Genomic DNA, 22,946 nt, shown 5'->3' on the forward strand with positions numbered 1-22,946 from the left:
CACCGGTGACCGGTGCGGCCGTCGTCGTTGCGGGAATCAGCGGGGTCGGCGCCGCTCGAGGAACTCCGTCATCCGCCGGTGCTTCTCCTCGTCCTCGAAGAGCACCGCCTGGCTGACCAGGTCGAGGTGCGGGTGCGCGGCGGCCGGCGCGTCGACCGCGAGCTTGGTCAGCCGCAGCGCCAGCGCGGAGCCCTTCGCCATCTCGTCGAGCAGCCCGTGCGCGGTGGGCAGCAGCTCGCCGGGCTCGGCCACCACCCGGTTGACCAGCCCGATCCGCAGCGCCTCCTCGGCGTCCACCCGGCGGCCGGTGAAGAGCAGCTCCTTGGCCCGGGCCTCCCCGATGAGCGCCGGCAGCCGGTGGGTCGCACCCGCGCCGGCCAGGATCCCCAACCGGACCTCCGGCTGGCCGAACACCGCCCGCGCCGTGCAGACCCGCAGATCGCAGGCGTACGCCAGCTCGGCGCCACCGCCCAGCGCGGGCCCGTCCACGGCCGCCACGGTCGGCATCGGCAGCGCCCGGATCCGGGCGAAGGCCGCCGAGTTGATCGCCGCGAGGGCGTCCAGCCGGCCCCGCTCGCGCAACTGCCCGATGTCCGCCCCACCGGCGAAGATCCCCTCGGTGCCGCCGGTGAGCAGCAGCAGGCGGGGCCGCGCCTCCAGGTCCGCGCAGACCTGGTGCAGCTCGGCGATCAGGTCGGCGTCGATGGCGTTGCGCTTCTCCGGCCGGTCGAGCGTCACCACCAGCCGGTCCGGGTGCTCCTCGATCCGCAGCCCGCTCACGAGCGCACCCCGCCTTCCCAGCGGTAGAAGCCCTCGCCGGACTTCTTGCCCAGGCGGCCCGCGGCCACCATCTCCTCCAGCAGCGGCGGCGGGGCGAACCGGTCCCCGTACGCGGCCTGGAGGGTGCGCGCGATGTCCAGCCGCACGTCCAGGCCGACGATGTCGGTCAGCTCCAGCGGGCCGACCGGGTGCCGGTAGCCGAGCACCATCGCCTTGTCGATGTCGGCGGGGCTGGCCACCCCGTCGGCGACCATCCGGATCGCCTCCAGCCCGAGGGTGACCCCGAGCCGGGAGGTGGCGAAGCCGGGCATGTCGCGTACGACGACGGGGTCCTTGCCCAGCCGGCCGGCGAGCGCGACCGCCTCGGCGGTGGTCTCCGTCGCGGTGGCCGGGCCGACCACGACCTCCAGCAGGGCCATCGCCCAGACCGGGTTGAAGAAGTGCAGCCCGAGGAAGCGCTCGGGCCGCGCCAGCCCCTCGGCCAGCGCGGCGATCGGGATGCTGGAGGTGTTGCTGCCCAGCAGTGCCGGCCGCAGCGCCTCGGCCTCGCGCAGCACCGCCCGCTTCAGGTCCGGCCGCTCCGGTACGGCCTCGACCACCACGGCCGGCTCCTCGGCGACCTCGGCGAGCCCCGTGCGCAGCGTCACCCGCTCCCGGTTCGCCGCGGCCCGCTCGGCGTCCAGCTTGCCGCGCGCCACCGCCCGGTCCCACAGCTCGCCGAGCCGTTCGAGGGCCGCCGCGCCCCGCGCCCGGTCCACTTCGACCAGCTCCACGGCGTGCCCGGCCCCGGCCGCCACGTACGCGATGCCGAGCCCCATCGTGCCGGCCCCGACGACGACAAAGCGGTCGCTCATGACGCCTCCCTGTCTCCGGTGGCGGGACGGGGTCGACCCGTGCCCCGCCGCCCGCTCCACTCGCTCATGGGCCGACCCTATGCAGCGGCGATCTCCCCGGCATGCGTGGGGGCGCGACGGATCGGGTACCACGGCACCAACCGAGGGAAGGACGGGCCAGATGAGCCAGGCACCGGAGACCGTGCACGCCGCCGACACGGCGGAGACCGTGGAGACCCGCGGGGACGAGCGGGTCGACCTGCTGCGTGCCGACACCAACAACGACGGCCGCACCGACGTCTGGGTGGCCGACACCGACGGGGACGGCAAGCCCGACCTGTTCCAGTTCGACACCGACCACGACGGCAAGGTGGACATCACGATGGTCGACCTCGACGAGGACGGCACCCCGGACGAGGTGGTCGACGGCGACGGTGGCCTCCCGCCCGAGCAGCTCCCCCCGACCGTCCAGGTCTGACGCCCGCCCCGGATTCCCGCCGCGGGCGGGAATCCGGGCGCGCGACCCTCCGCCGGGGCGTCAGCCGGCGAGGCGCAGGGTGGCAAGGTAGTACGGCGCGTCCCGGTCGTCCACGTCGGTCAGTCGCCAGCCGCTGCCCCGGACCAGCTCGGCCAGCTCGTCCGGCGAGCAGACCAGGTAGTCGAACCACTCGGTGCCCAGCTCCCGGTAACGCAGCCGGAGCCGGAGCTGCCCGCCGAAGCGCCCCCGGCGCCGGTTGCGCTCGTGGTAGCCCGTGTGCACCGGGTCCCGGGTGCCGTACGGGTCGGTGCCCTGGGCGATGACCTGTGCTCCCGGCCGGGCCAGCGCGGCGAGCGCGGCCAGCAGGGCCGGCGCCCGTTCCCGCCCCTCCAGCAGGCCCACGCTGTTGCCGAGCAGCAGGAACGTGTCGTAGCGGCGGCTGTCGGCGACGTGCGCGTCGACCGTGCCGTGCACCAGGTCGCGTACGCCCCGGCGGCGGCAGACGGCCAGCGCCCCGGTCGAGGTGTCCAGCCCGGTGACGGGAACCCCCCGCTCCTGGAGCAGCAGCGCGATCCGGCCCGCCCCGACGCCGACGTCCAGGGTCGCGCCCCGGACGCGGTCCACGGCCCGGTGGTCGTACGGCTGCCAGTCCGCCGGCGGATCCAGGTAGTGCGCGGCGGGCGCGCCGTTGATGAGCCCGTCGTCGCGCTCGATGATCTCGATGACCGGTCGCGGCAGCCGTCCGCCGGCCAGCGGCCGGGGGCCGACCCCGGTGGCCACGGCGTACGCGTCGCGCAGCATCTCTCCGAACACGTCACCGATCCGTGGCTCCACCGTCACGGGCTTCACGCTATCCGGCCGGTCAGTCGACGCGACGGCCGTATCCTGGCGGGATGACCACTCTGGACCGCCTCGGCGCGGAGAAGTACATCCTGCTCACGACCTTCCGCAAGGACGGTCGGGCGGTGCCGACCCCGGTCTGGGCGGTGCGCGACGGCGACGCGCTGGCGGTGTGGTCGGCGGCGGACGCCGGAAAGGTGAAGCGGATCCGGCGCAGCGGCGACGTCACGGTGGCGCCGTGCGACGTGCGGGGCCGGCCGCACGGCGAGGCGGTCGCCGCCCACGCGACCCTGTGCGACGCGGCCGGCACGCGGCGGGTACGTGAGCTGATCAAGCAGAAGTACCGGCTGGTCGGCCGGCTCAGCCTGCTCGGCAGCCGCCTGCGTCGCGGCGAGAGCGGCACGGTCGGCATCCGGGTCGTCCTCACCGACCGGCCGCCGACCGACGTTTGACCCACCCGCCGTACGCGGGCGGGCCGAGACACGACGAAGGGCGGCGGACCGTGTCCGCCGCCCTTCGTCCACATCTGTTCACTCCCGGTCGGTCAGTCCCCCTGCCGCTGCTGCGGGATCTGACCCTGCAACAGTGCCCTGACCTCCGACTCCCGGTACCGACGGTGGCCACCCAGGGTGCGGATGGCGCTGAGCTTGCCCGCCTTGGCCCACCGGGTCACCGTCTTCGGGTCGACACGGAACATCGACGCCACCTCGGCCGGTGTGAGTAGCGGCTCTGGTTCGTGCGTTCGCGATGCCATCGGTCACTCCTCCACATGTATAGACATCGGCCGGGGTCCCGCCGGCCGACGCGTCTCCCATGGTCCGGCTAGTCCCCGATGTCCGACATGGGCCGAACGGCCGAACGTCCCTAGACGGACGGATGAACCATGCCCGATTTATGCGACTTTTACACGGCAGAAAGTACCTTATTCGGACTCATGATCACGGTTCGTGATGAGTCAACTACGAGCTCACCTCGGCTTGGGAGCGCTCCCTGGGCGTTTTCGCCTCAGTTGCACCTTTCCAGCAACTGGACCGCCCGCCAGCGCGCGACCAACCGGTCGTACGCCGCCGACGCCTCCTCGGCCTCGCCCCGGGACAGCCCGGCCAGACCGGTCGCCACCAGCTCGGGCGAGTCGTCGGCGGCCAGCGTCTCGTCCGACAGCAGCTCGACCAGGCCCCCGTAGTCCAGCTCCACCATCGAGCGGGGGTGGAACTCCTCCAGCCAGCGGGCGGCCTCCTCGACCGCCTCCGTGATCGGGGCGTCGCCGATCGACTTGCGCAGCACGGACAGGGCCCGCGACGACCGACGCCGCGCCTTGGAGATCTCCGTCCGGTAGCGCAGCGCCCGCCGCCCGGGGTGGGTCACGTGGTTCCGCTCCTCCGGGTCGAAGAGCACGAACCAGCGCAGCGGCACGCCCCACGTCGCGGTCTGCTCGTGCACCCGTGGCACGCCGTGCTCCAGCACCCGGGCCCCGCTGCGCCAGTCCTCCACCGCCGCCTTCGCCTGCCCGGCGAGCACCGGCGGGACGAAGGCGTCGGCCAGCACCGGCGGCACGCCGTCGCGGGCGTTCAGCGCCGCCTCGGCCACCCGGATGCGCAGGTTCCACGGGCAGACCAGCAGCGTCTCGTCGGTCTCCAGGACGTACGCCTCGTCCGGCAGGTCGGGCAGCCGGGTCCAGCCGGCGCCGAGCGCCTCCAGCACCGACGTCCGTTGCCGGCCCGGCCCCTCCACCGGTGCCACCGCCCGGCCCTGCTCGACGTAGCGCCGCCAGTACGACTGGCGGTCCCGGTCGAAGGCGGTCAGCGGCTCGTACACGCGCAGGTATGAAGCGAAGAGCGACGGCACGGCGCGATCCTCCCACGAATCGGAACCCGGCCGACGTCGGCGGCCCGATCACGCGCGCCTTGGGCGGCCGGACGGCGTCGGCCGATACTAGGCTCACCGGCACCGGCAGCATCCCGCCGGCGGTCCACAGGTCCGCGTCCCACAAGGACGCACCCCACACCAGGAGCGAGTCATGGGCGTATTCGCCACCACCGAAGACCCGGGGTCCAGCGGTCACGAACAGGTCGTGTTCTGCCAGGACAAGCAGACCGGCCTCAAGGCGATCATCGGCATCTACTCCACCGCGCTCGGCCCCGCGCTGGGCGGGACCCGGTTCTACCCGTACGCCAGCGAGTCCGACGCCCTCGCCGACGTGCTCGACCTCTCCCGGGGCATGGCCTACAAGAACGCCCTCGCCGGACTGGACCTGGGCGGCGGCAAGGCCGTCATCTGGGGCGACCCCGAGCGGATCAAGAGCGAGGCGCTGCTGCGCGCCTACGGCCGCTTCGTGGAGTCCCTCGCCGGGCGCTACTACACCGCCTGCGACGTCGGCACCTACGTCGCCGACATGGACGTGATCGCCCGCGAGACCTCGTACGTCACCGGCCGCAGCGTCGAGCACGGCGGCGCGGGCGACTCCTCCATCCTCACCGCGTGGGGCGTCTTCCAGGGCATGCGGGCCGCCGCCGAGCACGTCTGGGGCGTCCCGACCCTCGCCGGGCGGCGCGTCGGCGTCGCCGGCCTGGGCAAGGTCGGCAAGTACCTGGTGGGCCACCTGGTCGACGACGGCGCCGAGGTGGTGGCGACGGACGTGAACCCGAAGGCCCTGGAGTGGGCGCGCGCGACCCACCCGCAGGTCGCGCTGGTCGACGACGCCGCCGCGCTGGTCGCCGCCGACATCGACGTGTACGCCCCCTGCGCGCTGGGCGGCGCGCTCAACGACGACACGGTGCCCGCGCTGCGCGCCAAGGTCGTCGCGGGCGCGGCCAACAACCAGCTCGCCCACTCGGGCATCGAGAAGCTGCTGGCCGACCGCGGCATCCTCTACGCCCCCGACTACGTCGTCAACGCCGGCGGCGTGATCCAGGTGGCGGACGAGATCGAGGGCTTCAACTTCGAGCGCGCCAAGCTGCGCGCGACCCGGATCTACGACACCACCCGGGAGATCCTGCGGCTGGCCGACGCCGAGGGCGTGCCGCCGGCGGTGGCGGCGGACCGGCTCGCGGAGCGGCGGATGGCCGACGTCGGCCGGCTGCGCACGATCCACCTGCGCTGAGCGCCCCGGGGGCGGAGCGTCGTTCCGCCCCCGGCCCCGCAGGGCGGCCCGTCCCGTTAGGCTGGATTCACGGGGCTTTGCCCCGTGTCACGGGCGCTCCCGGCGCCGCTCCTTACCGGGTACAATCGGTGACGGCCGGATGACCGCGACGCGCGGTGTCGGTCGGCGGTAACCCGAGGTGCCGAACGATGGCATCCCCATGTACCGTAAGAGCCACGAGAGATGCCTGACGTCATCGGGGCCCGCCTTCGGGCTGCCCCGCATTCTGTGCGAGGGGGTCGAGCCATGGGGCGCGGCCGTGCTAAGGCCAAGCAGACGAAGGTGGCCCGGGAGTTGAAGTACCACTCCCCGAACACCGACCTCACCGCCTTGCAGCGCGAACTGGCGGGTGCTGGTAAGTCTGAGCACAACTTCGACGACGACTACAAAGAGTATGTCGACGACGATGATGAGGATCACGCGGACGAAGACCCGGATCCCTGGGTACGTCCGCCCCGCTGACCTCCGGTAACAGCTGAGCACGCGGTGTCGCCCGCGTGCTCACGCATGTGCCCATCGAAGCGGCGCCAAGACCGACGATCAGGGACCTGCCCGTGCCGGAGAACCGTCCGGCCGATCGGCAGGTCCCTGATCACGGTCCGGCTCAGCGGGGGCGGTTGTTCCAGTTGTAGAACGTCGGGATGTTCTCGAAGTGGTTCCAGGCACACACGGCGCTCGCGCCGTCGCCGCCCGCCACCTCGGCCCGTAGTCGCCGCGCGGCCTCGGCCTCGTGGAGAAGTGCGGAGAGTCCCGGCGCGGCCTGCCGCACCCGATCGGCGACCTCGTCCGGGGTGTCCGTCCTCCGGTCAGGCTGCCGGTGACTGGTGGTCTCGGGCATGCTCCAACACTCCCTCCAGTAAGTGGATCTTGCTGTTGCGGCAGTGCGCGGTCTGCGTACCGTCGAAGCGCCCCTGTTCGAAGTAGCGGTTGGCCGCGTGGCCCCCGCCGCAGAACCCGAAGTAGGGGCAGGACGAACGGCACGCCTCGACGCCGGCGAGGAACTCGCCGACCCAGGGCGTCCGGTCCGCGTGGGCGAGGATCTCGGCCAGCGGGGTGGTCAGCACGTTGCCGCTGCTGAAGTCGCCGTACCGGACGTCGGTGAAACCGGCCAGCTCCGGGGAGAGCACGATCACCGAGCCGTCGTGGCCGACGGTCGGGATCGGGTCCAACCGCCGGGGGAGCACGTCGTCCGCGCTGCCGTCCAGCACCGCTGCGGCGTACCGCAGCGACCACTCGACCTCGCGCAGGTGGATCCGGGGCTCCCGGCGCCAGGCCGCCACCAACTCCGCCCAGAAGGCGGTCACCAGCTTCGCGTCGTGGGAGTTGTCGCGGAGGTTGACCCCCTCGGTCTCCTCGATGTTGACCCCGAGCACGTCGCAGCCGAGGTCGAGGAAGTAGTCGTACAACTCGGTGGCCAGGCCCGGCCCGGGGCGGCCCACCACCGCCAGCGCCGAGAACGGCAGGCCGTGCCGGCGCAGCGCCGCCACCCCCCGCAGGATCCGGTCGTACGCGGGACCGCCGCCCCGGGTGACCCGCTCGCCGTTGCGCTCCCGGGGACCGTCCACGCTCACGCTCACCCGCACCCCGTGCTCGACGAAGAACGCACACCAGGCGTCGTCGATCAGCGTGGCGTTGGTCTGGACGTGGTGCTCGACCTGCGGCCCGAACGGCGCGATCAGCGCGGCGAGGTGCTCCCGGCCGGCGGCCAGCGGCTCGCCGCCGTGCCACACCACCGAGAAGCGGCCCGCCGCCGCCCAGGGATTGACCGACGCGGCAACCGCCTCGGCCACCGGCACCGGCATCCGCCGGTCGACCGCCCGCAGCGGCAGGTAGCAGTAGGCGCAGTCCAGGTTGCACAGGGTGGTGGGTTGCATGACCACGTACGAGGGGACGGCGGCCAGGCCGCGCATCCCGCTGAACGACCGTCCCCGAGCAGCCATTGCCCTCCTCAGCGCCTGAAGGGCTGTCGGGAACCCGGACGGGTGGCCCGACAGCTTGAGGGTGCCCTTCAGGCTAGGCGGCTACGGCCACTCGGGTGAAGCCCTGATCAGGTGCCCGTACGATCACCGCGAGTTGATCAACCCCGGGTGTGCTGGCCGATCATCTGCACGTTGCCCGAGCCCTCGATGATCTCGCCGGCCTGCCACGCGTCGACACCCCGGCCCGTGAGGGTGGCCAGCGCGCGGTCGGCGTCCTCGGCGGAGACGATCGCGAACATGCCGACGCCCATGTTGAAGGTGGCCTCCATCTCCGGGTCCTCGATCCGCCCCTTGGACTGGATCAGGTCGAAGATCGGCTGCGGCTTCCAGGTGGAGCGGTTGACCACCGCGTCGACGTGCTCGGGAAGCACCCGGACCAGGTTGCCGGGAATGCCGCCGCCGGTGACGTGGGCGATGGAGCGCACCTCGGCCTCGGCGATCAGCTTGAGGCAGTCCTGCGCGTAGATCTTCGTCGGGGTCAGCAGCTCCTCGCCGAGGGTGCGCTGCCGGCCGAAGTCGTCGATCACCACGTCGAGCCGCATCCGGCCCGCGCCCAGCAGCACGTGCCGCACGAGCGAGTAGCCGTTGGAGTGCAGGCCGGAGGAGCGCATCGCGATGACCACGTCGCCCACCTCGACCCGATCCGGGCTGAGGATGTCGCTCTCCTCCACGACGCCGACGCCGGTGGCGGAGATGTCGTACTCGTCCGGACGCAGCACGCCCGGGTGCTCGGCCGTCTCGCCGCCCAGCAGGGCGCAGCCGGCGTAGCGGCAGCCGTCGGCGATGCCGGCGCCGATCTCGGCCACCTTGTCCGGCACGACCTCGCCGGTGGCGATGTAGTCGAGCAGGAAGAGCGGCTCGGCGCCGCAGGCCACCAGGTCGTCGACGACCATCGCCACCAGGTCGATGCCGACCGTGTCGTGGATGTCCATCTGCTGGGCGATCACCAGCTTGGTGCCCACGCCGTCCGTGGACGAGGCCAGGATCGGGTTCTTGTACTTCTTCGTGTCCAGGCGGAACAGCCCGGCGAAGCCCCCCAGGTCACCCATCACCTCGGGGCGCCTGGTCTGCTTCACCTTCGACTTCAGCAGCTCGACCGCGCGGTCGCCCGCCTCGATCGAGACGCCGGCGTCCGCGTACGAGACCGAGCGTTTGCGCGCCGGGCGGCCGGTGCCGGCCGTCCAGGGCTGGCGGTCGCCGTTGGCGCCGGTCGGGCTGCTTCCTGCGCCGCTGCGCTCGGACACGTGCGTCACGGTTCTCCCCTTTGGTTCTGGCGCCGCGCCGGCGGTGACCGGCCGCGCCGGGTGGTGCTACGGGCGGTGTGTGGTCACGCCGCCCGGAGTGGCGACGAGCGGGGCGGTGTGCTCCGAGGTGTCGGACGCCTGCGCGGCGACCCGCCGGCCCACCCCTTCGAGCACGTGCTTGCCGATCAGGTTGCCGGCGGGGAGCTCGATCGGGTATTCCCCGTCGAAGCACGCACGGCACAGCCGGGTCTTCGGCTGCTCGGTGGCGGCGATCAGGCCCGGGAGCGACACGTAGCCGAGCGTGTCCGCCCCGATGGAGCGCCGGATGCCGTCGTTGTCCAGCCCGTTGGCCAGCAGTTCGGCGCGGGTGGCGAAGTCGATGCCGTAGAAGCACGGCCAGTTGACCGGCGGCGAGGAGATGCGTACGTGCACCTCCAGCGCGCCGGCCTCGCGCAGCATCCGCACGATCGCCCGCTGCGTGTTGCCGCGCACGATCGAGTCGTCGACCACGACCAGCCGCTTGCCCCGTACGTTCTCCCGCAGCGGGTTGAGCTTGAGCCGGATGCCGAGCTGGCGCAGCGTCTGCGACGGCTGGATGAAGGTGCGCCCGACGTACGGGTTCTTCATCAGGCCGGCGCCGTAGGTGATGCCCGACTCCTCGGCGTAGCCGATCGCGGCCGGGGTGCCCGACTCCGGCACCGGGATGACCAGGTCGGCCTCGACCGGGTGCTCCTTGGCGAGCTGGCGGCCGATCTGCACCCGCGCGGAGTGCACGTTGCGCCCGGCGATGGTGGCGTCGGGGCGCGCGATGTAGACGTACTCGAACAGGCAGCCCTTGGGCTCCGGGGCGGCGAACCGGCTGGAGCGCAGCCCGTCCTCGTCGATCGCGATCAGCTCGCCGGGCTCGACCTCGCGGACCACGCTCGCGCCCACGATGTCCAGCGCGGCCGTCTCGCTGGCCACCACCCAGCCGCGCTCCAGCCGGCCGAGCACCAGCGGGCGCACGCCGTGCGGGTCGCGGGCCGCGTAGAGGGTCGACTCGTCCATGAACACGAAGCTGAACGCGCCCCGCAGCCGCGGCAGCACCTCCAGCGCCGCCGCCTCGACCGACAGGTCCGGGCGGCTGGCCAGCAGCATCGTCACCAGGGAGGTGTCGTTGGTCGAGCCGTCGGCGAGCAGTCCCCGCTCGCTGACCTCGCGCTGGAGCTCCGCCGTGTTGACCAGGTTGCCGTTGTGGGCCAGCGCGATCGTGGTGCCGGACGTGGTGGAGCGGATGGTCGGCTGGGCGTTCTCCCAGGTCGAGCCGCCGGTGGTGGAGTAGCGTGCGTGCCCGATCGCCACGTGCCCGCGCAGGCTGGCGAGGGTCGGCTCGTCGAAGACCTGGGCGACGAGGCCGAGGTCCTTGTAGACCACCACGCCCGAACCGTCGCTGACCGCGATGCCCGCGGCCTCCTGGCCTCGGTGCTGGAGGGCGTAGAGACCGAAGTACGTCAGGTTGGCGACCTCCTCCCCGGGCGCCCAGACGCCGAAGACGCCGCACGCGTCCTGGGGGCCTGGTCGTTGGGGATCAAGGTCGTGGCTCAGCCGGCCGTCGCCTCGGGGCACCTGCGCTCCCTCATGCTGGTCTGGACCGGCCTTGCGGAATCACGCGGGGGCGGGATCCGCACTCCTCGGCCGGGACCACTGTCGTCGCCTGACAGTGTACGCGAATCCGTGTCGATACAGAAAGTCACGATCCGGCTCCGTGACGTCACCGGTCGATGGATATCGCCGCAGCTAGAGCGGCAGGTACGCGGAGAGATCAGCCCGGATTCCGCTCACCCGTACGCGACCCTGGGTGATCGCATCGGCCCATCCGAGCCGTCCGGTGGCCACCTCCAGCCAGGTCCCCGGCTCCATCTCGACGACGTTCGCGGGGGTGCCGCGGGTGTGTCGGGGACCGGGAACGCACTGAACTGCGCCGTAAGGTGGGACACGCACCTCCACCGATCGGCCGGGGGCGCGCTCCGCCAGGACGGTCAACAGGGCACGGACCGCCTCCCGGAGGACCGGTCGATCGGGCGTACGCCCCTCGTCGAGCGCCGACAACGCCGCCGCGACCGCGGCGGACTTAATGTGCGGAGAGGACACGACGGGACGATACGGCTTCAGCGCGCCACGCCTGACGCTGGCCCTGGGTCGCGCCGATCCGGTCAGACAAGGCATAGTTGCCGACGGCGTATTCGTACCGTGATGATCCCCGGCCCGGCGACCCGCCGCCGAGGGAAGTCAGTCCGGAAGGCGGTGGACGTGTCAACACACCGACGTGCCTGGAAGCAGCGGGCCGGTGTGGTCGTGGCGCTGGTTGTCGGCGCTCTGCTCGCTGCCCCCGCCACACCAGCCCTGGCCGCGGACGTCACCGTGTCGCCCGGCTCGGTCACCGTCAACGCCGGCAGCGACGCCGCCGTCACCGTGCAGGTGACTCCCCGGGACGGCGACGAGAAGGTCCAGATCAGCCTCGCCGGCCTCCCGGGCGGCGTGAGCTGCGCCGGCGGCTGCGGGACGATCGACTTCAACAACGACCGGCCGAGGTCCCAGCTGCTGCGGCTGCGGGCCAACGACAACGCCGGCGACGCGAACGTCACCGTCACGGTGGCGGCCGAGGGCGACAAGTCCGGCCCCGGCACCGCCACCTTCCAGCTCGGCGTCAAGGGCAAGGCCCAGCCGTCCCAGCCGACCCAGGTGCAGACCGTCAAGTCGGTCTCCGGCAAGGTCGTCGTCCAGGCGAACGGCAAGGCCGTGCCGAACGCCGTGGTCATGCTCCAGGACGGCGCCGGCAAGAAGATCGACACGATCAGCGACGACGACGGCAACTTCCGCTTCACCGGCAGCAGCGAGAAGCCGATCGCGCCCGGCCGGCTCGCGGTCGGCGCCAGCGTCGGTGAGGTGTACGCCACCAAGAGCTTCGACGCGTCCGCCGGGCAGAGCGTCACCGGCCAGCGCATCGCCCTGGCGATCAAGGTCGAGACGACGCCGAGCGCCACCCCCTCGGCCACCGAGGAGGCCCTCCCCACCGAGGAGCCGGTCGAGGAGACCCCCGAGGAGAGCGCCGAGGCGACCCCGGGCGCGGCGGCCAACGCCAGCAACGAGGACTCCGGCGGCATGGGCTCCTGGCTGATCATCCTGCTCGGCGGCCTGCTCGTCGCCGCCGGTGTCGGCACGATCGTGCTGCTCTGGATGCGGCGCAAGGACAGCGGCGACGAGGTCGACGACGCCCCGGCGGGCGCGGCGGCTGCCGGCGCGGTCCCGGCGGCGCGTGGGGCGTTCCGGGGCGCGGACGACCAGACCCGGGTGGTCAACCGGGTGGGCGTCACGCCGGATCCGACGATGGTCGGTGGCACCGCGCTGAGCGACGCCCCGACGATGATGCACCGCCCCGTGGTCGACGACGTGCCGCCGGACCCGTACGGCGCTCCCCCGCAGCCCTACGGCGCGGCGGGCAACCAGCAGGGCTGGGGCGGCAGCGGCTACGGCGACGAGCCGGCCGGCCCGGGTGGCTACGGCGCCGCCGGCTACGGCAACGCGCCCTCGTCCGGCGGCGGCTACGGCAGCGGCGGGTCCGGTGGCGGCTACGGCAACGCGCCGTCCTCGGGCGGCGGCTACGGCAACGCCCCCGCCTCGGGTGGCGGCTACGGCAGCAACGACTACGGCGCTCCGACGGGCGCGGCCGGAGCCGCGGGCTACCCGCCGGCGGGCGGCGGCCGGGGCTACGGCGAGCGCTACGACGAGCCGACCGGCCGCTACACCGGTGACGCCACGCAGTACCCGGCCCCGGCCGACCCGTACGCGACCGGCGTCTACCAGCCGGAGCAGGGTCAGGGCTACGGCCAGTCCGAGCCCGGGGCGTACGGCCGCGGCGGCGAGTCGACGGGCGGCTACGAGCGGGGCGGCTACGGCCAGCCGGGCGGCTACGGCGGCCAGGAGCCCCCGGCGTCGCGCGGCGGCTACGGCCAGCCGGGCGGCTACGACCAGCCCACCTCGTACGACAACCAGGGCGGCTACGGCCAGGGCGGGTACGGGCAGGAGCCCCCGCAGCAGCGTGGCGGCTACGAGGACCGTGGCGGCTACGGCGGCCAGGAGCCCTCGACGTCGCGCGGCGGCTACGGCCAGCCGGGCGGCTACGACGAGCCGACCGGTCACGGCCGCCCGGACGGCCCACCGCAGCAGGACCGGGGCGGGCGCCGGCTGGACTGGCTCGACGACTGACCCGCGCGGGGTACGCCCCGACGACACAGCACCACGGCGAGGGCCGTCCGGACTCCGGGCGGCCCTCGCCGCCGCTCGCGGCTCCATCCGGAACGGGCCGGACTCCGGGCACCCCTACCGCTTGCGGCTCCGCCGGGATCGGCCGGGTCGTCGCAGCCGGTCGACGGCTGCGCGAGCCCGTACGGCAAATCGCGTCGGGACCCGCGCGCGGCAGGGCCGTCAGGTGGCGGAGAAGACGCCCTGGCGCAGCACCGGGACCACGCCCGACACGCCGACCCGGACGGCGACCTCGACGTCCTCGCCGAAGCCGCCCTCGATCAGCTCGCGGCCCGACACGCTGCCACGGACCGCGGCGGGCACGTCGGGGGTGCTGGCGAGCGCGGCGAGCGCCATCGCCGCCTCCACGGAGAGACCGCCGGGCACACCCGACAGGGCGTCCAGCACGCAGGCCGCCCCCAGCTGGTCCTCCACGGAGGGCCGCAGCGAGCCGTCCGGCCAGCGCTCACCCGAGGCGATCACGCCGATCGGCGCGTCCGTCGCGCCGTACCCCTGGTGGGTGAGCCAACGGCCGACGGCGCGCGCGTTGCGCAGGCACGCCGCGACCACCGGCAGCCCGGTGGCGCTGGCCGCCGCGCTGATCGCCGAACCGTTCGGCGACGGCAGCACGAGGTCGGCGACGACCGGCGCGGTGCTCAGCGCCGCCGGCGAGAGCGACCACGGATGGTCCGGGCCCACCTGCCTGCGGCCCACCGCCGCGACCGCGCCGACCCGCCGCGCGTAGTCGGCCGCCTGCTCGCCCCACGGAAACGGGTGCACCCGCATGCCGCGCCCGACCGCGACGTCCACGGCGGTGGTGAACGACAGCACGTCCACCACCACCAGCACCGCGCACACCCGCCCCAGCTCGGCCGCCCCCGTCAGCCCCCAGTCGAACCGGGCACCGGAACCGGGTTGGACGTGGACGGCCGCGGCCACCGCCTCAGCGCTGACCGGGCTCGGTGTCACCGGGCTCGGGAACCGACCCGGCAGCCTCGGCCGCCGGCTGCTCCGGGCCGGGCCCGGCGGTCTCCGCCGGGGCCACCGGCTCGACGGCACCCGTCGGCGGGACCGGTGCGGCCGACGCGATCGGCTCGCTCGCGACGGCCGACGGGTCCACCGACGCCGCCTCGGCCGACTCGGCGACGGGCAGCGGCACGGCCTCCACCGCACCCGCCACGCCGGCGGCCGGCGCGGGCACCTCGACGACCCCGGCGCCCCCGAAGAGGCGCGGCAGCGTCTCGCTGTGCGCCGCCCGCAGCTCGTCCAGGCCGATCCGGAACTGGCCGTGCACCTCGAGCGCCCCGCCGGTCGGGTCGGTGACGCCGATCAGCTCGAACGGCACGCCCCGCTCGGCGCAGAGGGCGGTGAACGCCTTCTCGTGCCCGCGCGGCACCGACACCAGGACCCGGCCGGCGGACTCGCTGAACAGGTAGACGAACGGCATCGAGCCGCCGTCGAACCGCTCCGGCACCGCGATCCGGGCGCCGACGCCGCGCCGCAGGCAGGACTCCACCAGGCTCTGCGCGAGACCGCCGTCGGAGAGGTCGTGCGCCGAGCTGAGGTGCCCGACCCGCGCGGCCTCCGCCAGCAGTTCGGCAAGGAGCCGCTCGCGGGCCAGGTCGACCTGCGGGGGTACGCCGCCGAGGTGCTCGTGGGTGACCCAGGCCCACTCCGAGCCGGAGAGTTCCACGTGCGTCTCGCCGAGCAGGAAGAGCTGGTCGTGGTCGCCGCCCGGGCGGGCCACGAAGCCCATCGGCACGCGGTCGGCCACGTCGTCGAGCACGCCGAGCACACCGACCACCGGGGTCGGGTGGATCGGCGCCGCGCCCGTCTGGTTGTAGAAGCTGACGTTGCCGCCGGTGACCGGGATGCCCAGCTCGGCGCAGCCGTCCGCCAGGCCACGGACGGCCTCGGCGAACTGCCACATCACGCCGGGGTCCTCCGGCGAGCCGAAGTTGAGGCAGTTGGTGACGGCGATCGGCTTCGCGCCGGTGACGGCCACGTTCCGGTACGCCTCCGCCAGCGCGAGCTTCGTGCCGTTGTAGGGGTCGAGCCGCGCGTACCGGCCGTTGCCGTCCACCGACAGCGCCACGCCGAGGCCGGTCCGCTCGTCGATCCGGATCACGCCGGAGTCCTCCGGCTGGGCGAGCACGGTGTTGCCCAGCACGTAGCGGTCGTACTGCTCGGTGACCCAGGTCTTGTCGGCCAGGTTGGGCGACGCGATCATCCGCAGCACGGTCTCGCGCAGCGCCTCCGGGTCGGCCGGCCGGGGCAGCGTCTCGGCGCGGTCGGCCTGGAGCAGGATCAGGTCGGCCGGCTCGCGCATCGGGCGGGCGTAGACCGGACCGTCGTCGACGAGCGAGCCCGGCGGCACGTCCACCACGAGCTGGTCGCGCCAGGTGATCAGCAGCCGGCCCGGCTGGCCGTCCGGCGCCGGCGGGGTGACCTCGCCGATCGCCGTGGCCCAGACGCCCCACTTCTCGGCGGTCTTGAGCACCGCGTCGAGCTTCTCCGGCTCGACGACCAGCAGCATCCGCTCCTGCGACTCGCTGGCCAGGATCTCGTGCGGCTCCATCGAGGGCTCGCGCAGCGGCACGCGCTCCAGCCACACCCGCATGCCGGTGCCGGCCGCCGCGGCGGTCTCGGTCAGGGCGCAGGTCAGGCCGGCGCCGCCGAGGTCCTGGATGCCGACGACCAGCCGGGCGTCGTAGAGCTCCAGGCAGGCCTCGATGAGGAGCTTCTCCATGAACGGGTCGCCGACCTGCACGGACGGGCGGCGCTGCTCGCTGCCCTCGTCGAAGCTGGCGCTGGCCAGCACCGACACGCCACCGATGCCGTCCCGGCCTGTCCGCGCGCCCATCAGCACGACGACGTTGCCCGGGCCGGCGGCGGCCTTGTTCTGGAGCCGGTCGACCGGCAGTACGCCGAGGCAGAGCGCGTTGACCAGCGGGTTGCCCTGGTAGCAGGGGTCGAAGACGACCTCGCCGCCGATGTTCGGCAGGCCCAGGCAGTTGCCGTAGCCGCCCACGCCGGCGACGACGCCGGGCAGCACCCGGGCGGTGTCGGGGTGGTCGGCGGCGCCGAAGCGCAGCGGGTCCATCACCGCGACCGGGCGGGCGCCCATGGCGAGGATGTCCCGCACGATGCCGCCGACGCCGGTGGCCGCGCCCTGGTAGGGCTCGACGAAGCTCGGGTGGTTGTGCGACTCGACCTTGAAGGTCACCGCCAGCTCGTCGGAGACCTGCACCACGCCGGCGTTCTCGCCGATGCCGGCGAGCAGCCGGTCGCTGGGCGGGGCCTTCTCGCCGAACTGGCGCAGGTGCACCTTGCTCGACTTGTAGGAGCAGTGCTCGCTCCACATGATCGAGTACATCGCCAGCTCGGCCTGGGTGGGCCGCCGGTCGAGGATCTGCCGGATCCGCTCGTACTCGTCGTCGCGGAGCCCCAGCTCGGCGTACGGCTGGAGCTCACCGGGGGTGTCCCCGGCGCGCGGCACGGTGTCCAGGCCGTCGGCCCAGTCGGCGGTCGCCGGCCCGGGACGCCCGGCCGGCGGCACGACGGCGGCCGGACGCGGCTCCACCGGCTGCGCCGGCGCGGCCGGGAAGGCCTCCGGGTTATCCCGTACCTCGTCCGGATGGGTGGTCATGACGTCTCCTCGCTGCGCTCGCGTCCGCCCGACGGGCGGGTGAGCCGACCGATGATGCCGCGCACGGTCACGCCGGCGCCCCCACCAGGTGCTTGAGCACCGAGGTGAAGAAGCCGAGGCCGTCCAGGGAGGGGCCCGTGAGCGCCTCCACCGCGTGCTCGGGATGCGGCATGATGCCGACCACGTTGCCGGCGGGATTCGTGATCGCGGCGATGTCGCGCTGCGACCCGTTGGGGTTGCCGCCGACGTAGCGGGCGACGACCCGGCCCTCGGCTTCGAGCTGGTCCAGCGTCGCGGTGTCGGCGACGTAGCAGCCCTCGCCGTTCTTGACCGGGATCAGCACCTCCTGGCCGGGCTGGAACGCGTTGGTCCACGCGGTGCCGGTCGACTCGATGCGCAGGACCTGGTCGCGGTTGCGGAAGTGCAGGTGCTGGTTGCGGGTGAGCGCCCCGGGCAGCAGGTGCGCCTCGCAGAGGATCTGGAAGCCGTTGCAGATGCCGAGCACGGGCAAGCCGCCCCGGGCCGCGTCCACGATCGTCTGCATGACCGGCGCGAACCGGGCGATGGCGCCGCAGCGCAGGTAGTCGCCGTAGGAGAAGCCACCGGGCAGGACGACGGCGTCGACCCCGTGCAGCTGCGGGTCACCGTGCCAGAGGCGGACCGGCTCGGCGCCCGCGATCCGGACGGCCCGGGCGGCGTCCCCGTCGTCGAGCGAGCCGGGGAAGGTGACCACACCGACCCGGGCGGTCACGAGCGGGCGTCCACGGTCTCGTCGGCCTCGACCACGCGGACCGTGAAGTCCTCGATGACCGGGTTGGCGAGCAACTTGTCGGCGATCTCCCGGGCGCGGTCCAGGTCCGGTTCACCGGTGAATTCGATCTCGATCCGCCTGCCGATCCGAACCGAGGCGACGTCGCTGACGCCGAGCCGGGGCAGCGCGTTTGCGACGGCCTGGCCCTGGGGATCGAGGATCTCGGGCTTGAGCATGACGTCGACGACGACGCGAGGCACTGGGCACTCCTGACTGTGTACGCAGTTGGGTGCCGACCCACAACGGGCGAGCGCAGCCAGCCTACCTGGCAGATACCGCCCCGGACGCACCGGCCGGACGCGGTTCAGGCAGTGATCGACATTCCCGGCGTGGGGCCGGGAGACCGATACGGGTTCGTTGCGATCCCGATGCGTATCCGTTGCCGACCGGCCCGTTTCGCCCCGCTCCGTCGGGACGTCGGACTGCCGCCCGATCGCCCGGCCCGCCATATCACCTCATCCATCATTTCCGATGGATCCCTTGTGAACGACATCTCAGGGGCCCTACCGTACATCGTCGTACGTCGATCGGACGTGCCCGACCGTCGGGCCACCCCCGCCCGCCGGCCGTCAGCTCGACCCGGTGAACCCGGGCCCCGTCCCCGAAGGAGCCCCCATGCGCATCCGATCCATGATCGCGGTGCTGGCCACCGCAGCGGCCGGCCTGCTCGGCGCCAGCTCCGGCGCCCTCGCCGCACCCGTCAGCCCGTACATCATCGGCGGTGGCACCGTCTCGTCGGCCCCGTGGGCCGCCGCCGTGTTCAGCAACGGCTCGTTCACCTGCTCCGGCACGATCATCGCGCCGCAGTGGGTGCTCACCGCCCGGCACTGCGTGAGCGGCACGATGTCCGTCCGGGTCGGCAGCGTCTACCGCTCCTCCGGCGGCCAGACCCGCACCGTCAGCGCCAGCTACAGCCGCTACGACCTGGCCCTGCTGCGCCTGTCCAGCTCGGTGAGCACCTCGTACGTCACGCTGGCCAACAGCAACCCGCCGATCAACTCCACCAACTCGATCTACGGCTGGGGCATGACCTGCTACAGCGGCTGCTCGGCCTCCACCCAGCTCAAGACCGCGTCGGTCCGGGTGACCAGCAACAGCGCCACCGACGCGTACGGCGGGCAGGCGATCCGGAGCACCCGGATCAACGGCAACGCCTGGCGGGGCGACTCGGGCGGCCCGCAGTTCTACAACGGCGCGCAGGTCGGCGTCGCCTCCACCGCCGACGGGCAGAGCATCCAGAACTACGGCAGCGTCGCGTACAACCGGGCCTGGATCTCCCAGACGGCCGGTGTCTGACGGTTAGCGCCACGCTAGGCGCGGATGGCCGGCAGCGCGCCGGCCGTCCGCGCCGCGCCGTTTTGCAGCATCCGATCAGGTGAACAAGGCCGACGACCGGGCGCCCGCCGCCCTGACAGCATCAGAAGCGTGCTGGTCGTGACGACGGAGCAACTACCCGGGTACGAGATCCGCCAGATCCTCGGCGAAGTGGTGTCATCGATGGCCAGGACGCGGAACCCGTACCGCGAGGGGGTCAAGAACCTGCGCGGTGGCGCGTACGACCCGATGGCCCCGGACAACCTCACCAGGTGGCGTACGGACTCGGTGGCCCGGCTCGGCGAGGAGGCCCGCCGCCTCGGCGCGAACGCCGTGGTGGGGATGCGCTTCGACAGCCGCGACTGCGGCGAGATGTGGATGGAGATCTGCGCGTACGGCACGGCGGTGGTCGTGGCGCCCAAGATGCCCGACGTCATGCCGCCCGACCAGCCGCTGGTCGCAGCGGAGACCGCGCACGACCCGGCCTTCGCCGAGTCCCCGGGCGGCATCGCCGAACCGGCGAGCGCCCCCAACCTCCGCACCGCGGCGGAAACCCCCACCCGCGACGCCTGACCCATCCACCCCGCCCGGCGCCCGCCCCGACCCTGGGGGAGTGGTCAGAGGATGGGGGGTGGGGTGTAGGTAGCGGCGGCGGGGTGGGCTTCCGTCACGGCGGCGATGCGGCGGGCGACCGCCTCGACCTGGGCCGGGGCGGCACCTACGAAGGCGGAACGGTCGGCGACCAGCGCGTCGATCTCGGCGCGGGTCAGGCCCAGGCGGCCGTCCGCCGCCAGGCGGTCGAAGAGGTCGTTCTCGGCGGCGCCCTTCTCGCGCATGCCCAGTGCCACCGCGACCGCGTGCTCCTTGATCACCTCGTGGGCGACCTCACGGCCGACGCCGCGCCGGACCGCCGCCACCAGGATCTTCGTGGTGGCCAGGAACGGCAGGAAGCGCTCCAGCTCCCGGTTGACCACCGCCGGGTACGCGCCGAACTCGTCCAGCACGGTGAGGAAGGTCTGGAACAGCCCGTCGGCGGCGAAGAACGCGTCCGGCAGGGCGACCCGGCGGACCACCGAGCAGGAGACGTCCCCCTCGTTCCACTGGTCGCCGGCCAGTTCGCCGACCATCGACAGGTAGCCGCGGATGATCACGGCGAAGCCGTTGACGCGCTCGCTGGAGCGGGTGTTCATCTTGTGCGGCATCGCGCTGGAACCCACCTGGCCCGGCCTGAAGCCCTCGGTGGCCAACTCCTGGCCGACCATCAGCCGGATCGTGGTCGCCAGCGACGACGGGGCGGCGGCGATCTGGGCCAGCGCGGAGAGCACCGCCAGGTCGATCGAGCGCGGGTAGACCTGCCCGACGCTGTCGAGGACCCGGCTGAAGCCGAGGTGCCCCGCCACCCGGCGCTCCAGCTCCGCCACCCGCTCGGCGTCGCCGTCGAAGAGGTCGAGCTGGTCGGCGGCGGTGCCGACCGGGCCTTTGATACCGCGCAGCGGATACCAGTTGATCAGATCGTCCAGCCGCTCGTACGCGATGAGCAGCTCCTCCGCGGCCGACGCGAAGCGCTTGCCCAGCGTGGTGGCCTGCGCCGCGACGTTGTGCGAGCGGCCGGTCATGACCAGGTCGGAGTGCTCGACGGCGAGGCGGGCGAGCCGGGCGAGGGTGGCGACCACGCGGTCGCGGATCAGCTCCAGCGAGCGGCGCACCTGGAGCTGCTCGACGTTCTCGGTGAGGTCCCGGGAGGTCATCCCCTTGTGCACGTGCTCGTGCCCCGCGAGCGCGCTGAACTCCTCGATCCGGGCCTTCACGTCGTGCCGGGTGACCCGCTCCCGCTCGGCGATCGAGGCCAGGTCGACCTGGTCGAGCACCCCCTCGTACGCCTCGACCACGCCGTCGGGCACGGGGACGCCGAGGTCCCTCTGGGCCCGGAGCACGGCGAGCCAGAGCCGCCGCTCCATCCGGATCTTCTCCTCGGGCGACCAGAGGGCGACCAGCTCGGGTGAGGCGTACCGGTTGGCGAGCACGTTCGGGATCGTCACGTACCTCAGTCTTTCACGTCGTCCGGGACGGCCCGGACGAGGACGTCCGCCGCCCACCAGTTCGGACGCCGCGCCCAGCGCCCTGGCCGGCACGATCAAGTAGGTCCCGGGCCAAACTCATGCCCCGGGACGCAGAAAGCACTGGAACAGGACCAGGACCGCGCTGAAGAGTACGGCGACTTTCCGCAGAAGGAGGTGGGAACGTCGGCGCTCCGGCCGCCGAGCAGGCACGCCGCGCGTGCCACCTCACAATCCGCGGCCCGGGTCACCAGGCGGGGCGGGCGGCCGGGTCGAGGGCGAGGTCCCGGAGCTGCTCCGGGGTGAGCACGAACCGCCCGTCATCGCTGCGCAGCGAGATCCTGATCCAGGTGCCGTCGGGGTACAGGACGTCGACCCGCCGGAAGTGGGTCACGTCCCCGCCCTCGACGGCTTCCGAGACGTGTGCGGTCTCCCGGACGCGCGCACCGTCCGGCCCCGTCGACAGGCCGCACGAGTGGACGATCTGCTTCCCGCAGTCCATGACGTCGCGGTTCAGGCCCGGCTGCGGCTCAGCCAGGGCCAGGACGGACAAGTCGTTGCCGAACGCGCCGGTGGGGTCGACCGGATAGGCGCGCACCGAGAAACCGACGTTGCGGTAGTCCTCGGACGCGCCCCCGACCGGCGCGTCGCCGGCCGGACCCGTCGGAACGACGCCAAGGCCCACCGCGGTCGGTGGCACCCACCGGACTCCGGGCACCCGCGCCACGAGGGCCGCCACCACCCCACCCTGGTAGCGCCCGGACGCCTCCGTGGGCAGGTTCTGGTTGCTCTTGCGGTGCGGGGGGCGCGAGGCGGATGCCGGGGCTGCCGGCTGCACGTCCGGACGGTCGACCACCAGGCTCGCGCCCAGCACCAGCGCGAGGACCCCGCCGGCCGCCGAGGCGTACGCCCCGAGCCGGCGCGTGCGGACGAGCCGGCGCTGCCGCAGGATCACCCCGTCCAGGTCGATCGAGGAAGGCGGCGCGTCGCCGATCGCCGCGTCGAAGATCTCCCGGTACGTCACGCGAACCTCCCCGCCCCCAGGGCCGGCTGGTCCACGGCCAGCAGGCGTAGCGACTCCAACGCTCTGGCGGCCTGGCTCTTCACCGTGCCGGTGGTGACGCCGAGGATCTGCGCGGTCTCCTCCACGGAGAGGTCGCAGTAGAAGCGCAGCACCACCACGGCGCGCCGTCGCTCGGGCAGTTTCCCGAGCAGTTCGAGCAGCAGCTCCCGGTCGGCCAGGTCGGGCTCGGAGTCCGGCGCGGCACCGTCGGGAACCTCGTCGGTGCTGCGTTCGCGCCGCCACGGCCGCCGCCGCTCGTCCAGCCAGACGCGCGTGAGCACCCGCCGGGCGTACGCGTCGACGTTCTCCGCCGCGCAGACCCGCGACCAGGCCCGGTAGAGCTTGCCCAGCGTGATGGAGACCAGGTCGTCGGCGGTGTGCCAGTCCCGGCAGAGCAGGTACGCCATGCGGCGCAGGTGCTCCAGCCGGGCCTCGACGAACTGCCGGTACTCGTCCTCGTCCGCCCGCTTCACCCGTT

Annotated in this window: 23 protein-coding genes and 1 pseudogene; 7 read left to right on the plus strand and 17 right to left on the minus strand. The window is 73.2% G+C overall.

The window, feature by feature from the left end:
- Window positions 1–36 precede the first annotated feature (36 nt).
- Both ACTMS2_RS01735 and ACTMS2_RS01740 read right to left on the minus strand, forming a co-directional pair.
- The gene (locus ACTMS2_RS01735) at window positions 37–780 is read right to left on the minus strand and encodes an enoyl-CoA hydratase/isomerase family protein (protein ID WP_441173731.1); all 744 of its coding nucleotides are present in this window, start codon (window positions 778–780) and stop codon (window positions 37–39) included.
- Window positions 777–1,634: a 3-hydroxyacyl-CoA dehydrogenase family protein gene (locus tag ACTMS2_RS01740; RefSeq protein ID WP_441173732.1), complete on the minus strand. Its 858-nt coding sequence runs from the start codon at window positions 1,632–1,634 to the stop codon at window positions 777–779. Before ACTMS2_RS01740 ends, ACTMS2_RS01735 begins: the two co-directional genes overlap by 4 nt.
- Window positions 1,635–1,794: 160 nt before the next feature.
- Here ACTMS2_RS01740 and ACTMS2_RS01745 point away from each other — a divergent pair, with 160 nt between their 5' ends.
- Window positions 1,795–2,091 (plus strand): hypothetical protein, encoded by a 297-nt coding sequence (locus ACTMS2_RS01745; RefSeq protein WP_441173733.1) that lies wholly within the window; start codon window positions 1,795–1,797, stop codon window positions 2,089–2,091.
- Between the two features lie 60 nt (window positions 2,092–2,151).
- Here ACTMS2_RS01745 and ACTMS2_RS01750 read toward each other — a convergent pair whose 3' ends face one another.
- Complete coding sequence (locus tag ACTMS2_RS01750; protein WP_441173734.1) at window positions 2,152–2,931, minus strand: class I SAM-dependent methyltransferase; 780 nt, start codon at window positions 2,929–2,931, stop codon at window positions 2,152–2,154.
- A 53-nt stretch (window positions 2,932–2,984) separates the two neighbouring features.
- Between ACTMS2_RS01750 and ACTMS2_RS01755 the strand changes: the two genes are divergently transcribed.
- Complete coding sequence (locus ACTMS2_RS01755) at window positions 2,985–3,383, plus strand: PPOX class F420-dependent oxidoreductase (protein ID WP_441173735.1); 399 nt, start codon at window positions 2,985–2,987, stop codon at window positions 3,381–3,383.
- Window positions 3,384–3,475: 92 nt separating this feature from the next.
- Here ACTMS2_RS01755 and ACTMS2_RS01760 read toward each other — a convergent pair whose 3' ends face one another.
- Both ACTMS2_RS01760 and ACTMS2_RS01765 read right to left on the minus strand, forming a co-directional pair.
- Entirely contained in the window at window positions 3,476–3,685 is a 210-nt protein-coding gene (locus tag ACTMS2_RS01760) for a BldC family transcriptional regulator (RefSeq protein ID WP_007073996.1), read from the minus strand.
- Between the two features lie 251 nt (window positions 3,686–3,936).
- Window positions 3,937–4,776 carry a hypothetical protein gene (locus ACTMS2_RS01765; RefSeq protein ID WP_363624159.1) on the minus strand — a complete coding sequence of 280 codons (840 nt, stop codon included), beginning with the start codon at window positions 4,774–4,776 and terminating at the stop codon, window positions 3,937–3,939.
- Window positions 4,777–4,948: 172 nt separating this feature from the next.
- Between ACTMS2_RS01765 and ACTMS2_RS01770 the strand changes: the two genes are divergently transcribed.
- On the plus strand, window positions 4,949–6,031 hold the full coding sequence (locus ACTMS2_RS01770) for a Glu/Leu/Phe/Val family dehydrogenase (RefSeq protein WP_441173736.1): 1,083 nt from the start codon (window positions 4,949–4,951) through the stop codon (window positions 6,029–6,031).
- Window positions 6,032–6,316: 285 nt separating this feature from the next.
- Entirely contained in the window at window positions 6,317–6,532 is a 216-nt protein-coding gene (locus ACTMS2_RS01775) for a DUF3073 domain-containing protein (RefSeq protein ID WP_089002617.1), read from the plus strand.
- Between the two features lie 142 nt (window positions 6,533–6,674).
- Here ACTMS2_RS01775 and amcA read toward each other — a convergent pair whose 3' ends face one another.
- The 5 genes from amcA to ACTMS2_RS01800 all read right to left on the minus strand — a co-directional run bounded on the left by amcA (window position 6,675) and on the right by ACTMS2_RS01800 (window position 11,423).
- Window positions 6,675–6,908 carry a multiple cyclophane-containing RiPP AmcA gene (amcA, locus tag ACTMS2_RS01780; protein WP_089002618.1) on the minus strand — a complete coding sequence of 78 codons (234 nt, stop codon included), beginning with the start codon at window positions 6,906–6,908 and terminating at the stop codon, window positions 6,675–6,677.
- The gene (gene amcB, locus ACTMS2_RS01785; RefSeq protein WP_441174082.1) at window positions 6,877–7,980 is read right to left on the minus strand and encodes a cyclophane-forming radical SAM peptide maturase AmcB; all 1,104 of its coding nucleotides are present in this window, start codon (window positions 7,978–7,980) and stop codon (window positions 6,877–6,879) included. Before amcB ends, amcA begins: the two co-directional genes overlap by 32 nt.
- Before the next feature lie 167 nt (window positions 7,981–8,147).
- Window positions 8,148–9,302: a phosphoribosylformylglycinamidine cyclo-ligase gene (gene purM, locus ACTMS2_RS01790; RefSeq protein WP_441173737.1), complete on the minus strand. Its 1,155-nt coding sequence runs from the start codon at window positions 9,300–9,302 to the stop codon at window positions 8,148–8,150.
- Window positions 9,303–9,359: 57 nt separating this feature from the next.
- Window positions 9,360–10,898 (minus strand): amidophosphoribosyltransferase, encoded by a 1,539-nt coding sequence (purF, locus tag ACTMS2_RS01795; protein WP_089002621.1) that lies wholly within the window; start codon window positions 10,896–10,898, stop codon window positions 9,360–9,362.
- A 171-nt stretch (window positions 10,899–11,069) separates the two neighbouring features.
- Window positions 11,070–11,423, minus strand: coding sequence for a sterol carrier family protein (locus ACTMS2_RS01800; RefSeq protein ID WP_363892308.1), 354 nt, complete (start codon window positions 11,421–11,423; stop codon window positions 11,070–11,072).
- A gap of 112 nt (window positions 11,424–11,535) precedes the next feature.
- Here ACTMS2_RS01800 and ACTMS2_RS01805 point away from each other — a divergent pair.
- Window positions 11,536–13,538 (plus strand): annotated as a pseudogene (locus ACTMS2_RS01805) (carboxypeptidase-like regulatory domain-containing protein); the annotation flags it as partial.
- A gap of 219 nt (window positions 13,539–13,757) precedes the next feature.
- Here the strand turns inward: ACTMS2_RS01805 and ACTMS2_RS01810 are convergent.
- The 4 genes from ACTMS2_RS01810 to purS all read right to left on the minus strand — a co-directional run bounded on the left by ACTMS2_RS01810 (window position 13,758) and on the right by purS (window position 18,234).
- Complete coding sequence (locus ACTMS2_RS01810; RefSeq protein WP_357659914.1) at window positions 13,758–14,513, minus strand: 2-phosphosulfolactate phosphatase; 756 nt, start codon at window positions 14,511–14,513, stop codon at window positions 13,758–13,760.
- Between the two features lie 4 nt (window positions 14,514–14,517).
- On the minus strand, window positions 14,518–17,223 hold the full coding sequence (gene purL, locus ACTMS2_RS01815) for a phosphoribosylformylglycinamidine synthase subunit PurL (protein WP_441173738.1): 2,706 nt from the start codon (window positions 17,221–17,223) through the stop codon (window positions 14,518–14,520).
- A gap of 67 nt (window positions 17,224–17,290) precedes the next feature.
- The gene (purQ, locus tag ACTMS2_RS01820; protein WP_363624149.1) at window positions 17,291–17,974 is read right to left on the minus strand and encodes a phosphoribosylformylglycinamidine synthase subunit PurQ; all 684 of its coding nucleotides are present in this window, start codon (window positions 17,972–17,974) and stop codon (window positions 17,291–17,293) included.
- The gene (purS, locus tag ACTMS2_RS01825) at window positions 17,971–18,234 is read right to left on the minus strand and encodes a phosphoribosylformylglycinamidine synthase subunit PurS (RefSeq protein WP_089002625.1); all 264 of its coding nucleotides are present in this window, start codon (window positions 18,232–18,234) and stop codon (window positions 17,971–17,973) included. The genes purQ and purS overlap by 4 nt, the downstream gene beginning before the upstream one ends.
- 415 nt (window positions 18,235–18,649) lie before the next feature.
- Between purS and ACTMS2_RS01830 the strand changes: the two genes are divergently transcribed.
- Both ACTMS2_RS01830 and ACTMS2_RS01835 read left to right on the plus strand, forming a co-directional pair.
- Complete coding sequence (locus ACTMS2_RS01830) at window positions 18,650–19,330, plus strand: S1 family peptidase (protein ID WP_441173739.1); 681 nt, start codon at window positions 18,650–18,652, stop codon at window positions 19,328–19,330.
- 24 nt (window positions 19,331–19,354) lie between these two features.
- The gene (locus ACTMS2_RS01835; RefSeq protein ID WP_441173740.1) at window positions 19,355–19,921 is read left to right on the plus strand and encodes a YbjQ family protein; all 567 of its coding nucleotides are present in this window, start codon (window positions 19,355–19,357) and stop codon (window positions 19,919–19,921) included.
- 44 nt (window positions 19,922–19,965) lie between these two features.
- Here the strand turns inward: ACTMS2_RS01835 and purB are convergent, their stop codons facing one another.
- The 3 genes from purB to ACTMS2_RS01850 form a co-directional block, all read right to left on the minus strand.
- Window positions 19,966–21,387 (minus strand): adenylosuccinate lyase, encoded by a 1,422-nt coding sequence (gene purB, locus ACTMS2_RS01840; protein ID WP_441173741.1) that lies wholly within the window; start codon window positions 21,385–21,387, stop codon window positions 19,966–19,968.
- 265 nt (window positions 21,388–21,652) lie between these two features.
- Entirely contained in the window at window positions 21,653–22,429 is a 777-nt protein-coding gene (locus tag ACTMS2_RS01845) for a hypothetical protein (protein WP_441173742.1), read from the minus strand.
- Window positions 22,426–22,941, minus strand: a complete 516-nt coding sequence (locus tag ACTMS2_RS01850) for a SigE family RNA polymerase sigma factor (protein WP_441173743.1) — start codon at window positions 22,939–22,941, stop codon at window positions 22,426–22,428. Before ACTMS2_RS01850 ends, ACTMS2_RS01845 begins: the two co-directional genes overlap by 4 nt.
- Window positions 22,942–22,946: the final 5 nt, after the last annotated feature.

This window comes from Micromonospora sp. SD12 (assembly GCF_052068495.1).
GTDB lineage: Bacteria > Actinomycetota > Actinomycetes > Mycobacteriales > Micromonosporaceae > Micromonospora > Micromonospora echinofusca.

Bases quoted from the DNA above. Each gene is read 5' to 3' on its own strand.
- ACTMS2_RS01740 (WP_441173732.1), bottom strand. From the start codon at position 1,634: ATGAGCGACCGCTTTGTCGTCGTCGGGGCCGGCACGATGGGGCTCGGC.
- ACTMS2_RS01830 (WP_441173739.1), top strand. From the start codon at position 18,650: ATGCGCATCCGATCCATGATCGCGGTGCTGGCCACCGCAGCGGCCGGC.
- ACTMS2_RS01770 (WP_441173736.1), top strand. From the start codon at position 4,949: ATGGGCGTATTCGCCACCACCGAAGACCCGGGGTCCAGCGGTCACGAA.
- ACTMS2_RS01775 (WP_089002617.1), top strand. From the start codon at position 6,317: ATGGGGCGCGGCCGTGCTAAGGCCAAGCAGACGAAGGTGGCCCGGGAG.
- ACTMS2_RS01760 (WP_007073996.1), bottom strand. From the start codon at position 3,685: ATGGCATCGCGAACGCACGAACCAGAGCCGCTACTCACACCGGCCGAG.
- purL (WP_441173738.1), bottom strand. From the start codon at position 17,223: ATGACCACCCATCCGGACGAGGTACGGGATAACCCGGAGGCCTTCCCG.
- ACTMS2_RS01755 (WP_441173735.1), top strand. From the start codon at position 2,985: ATGACCACTCTGGACCGCCTCGGCGCGGAGAAGTACATCCTGCTCACG.
- ACTMS2_RS01835 (WP_441173740.1), top strand. From the start codon at position 19,355: ATGGCCGGCAGCGCGCCGGCCGTCCGCGCCGCGCCGTTTTGCAGCATC.
- amcB (WP_441174082.1), bottom strand. From the start codon at position 7,980: ATGCGCGGCCTGGCCGCCGTCCCCTCGTACGTGGTCATGCAACCCACC.
- amcA (WP_089002618.1), bottom strand. From the start codon at position 6,908: ATGCCCGAGACCACCAGTCACCGGCAGCCTGACCGGAGGACGGACACC.
- ACTMS2_RS01745 (WP_441173733.1), top strand. From the start codon at position 1,795: ATGAGCCAGGCACCGGAGACCGTGCACGCCGCCGACACGGCGGAGACC.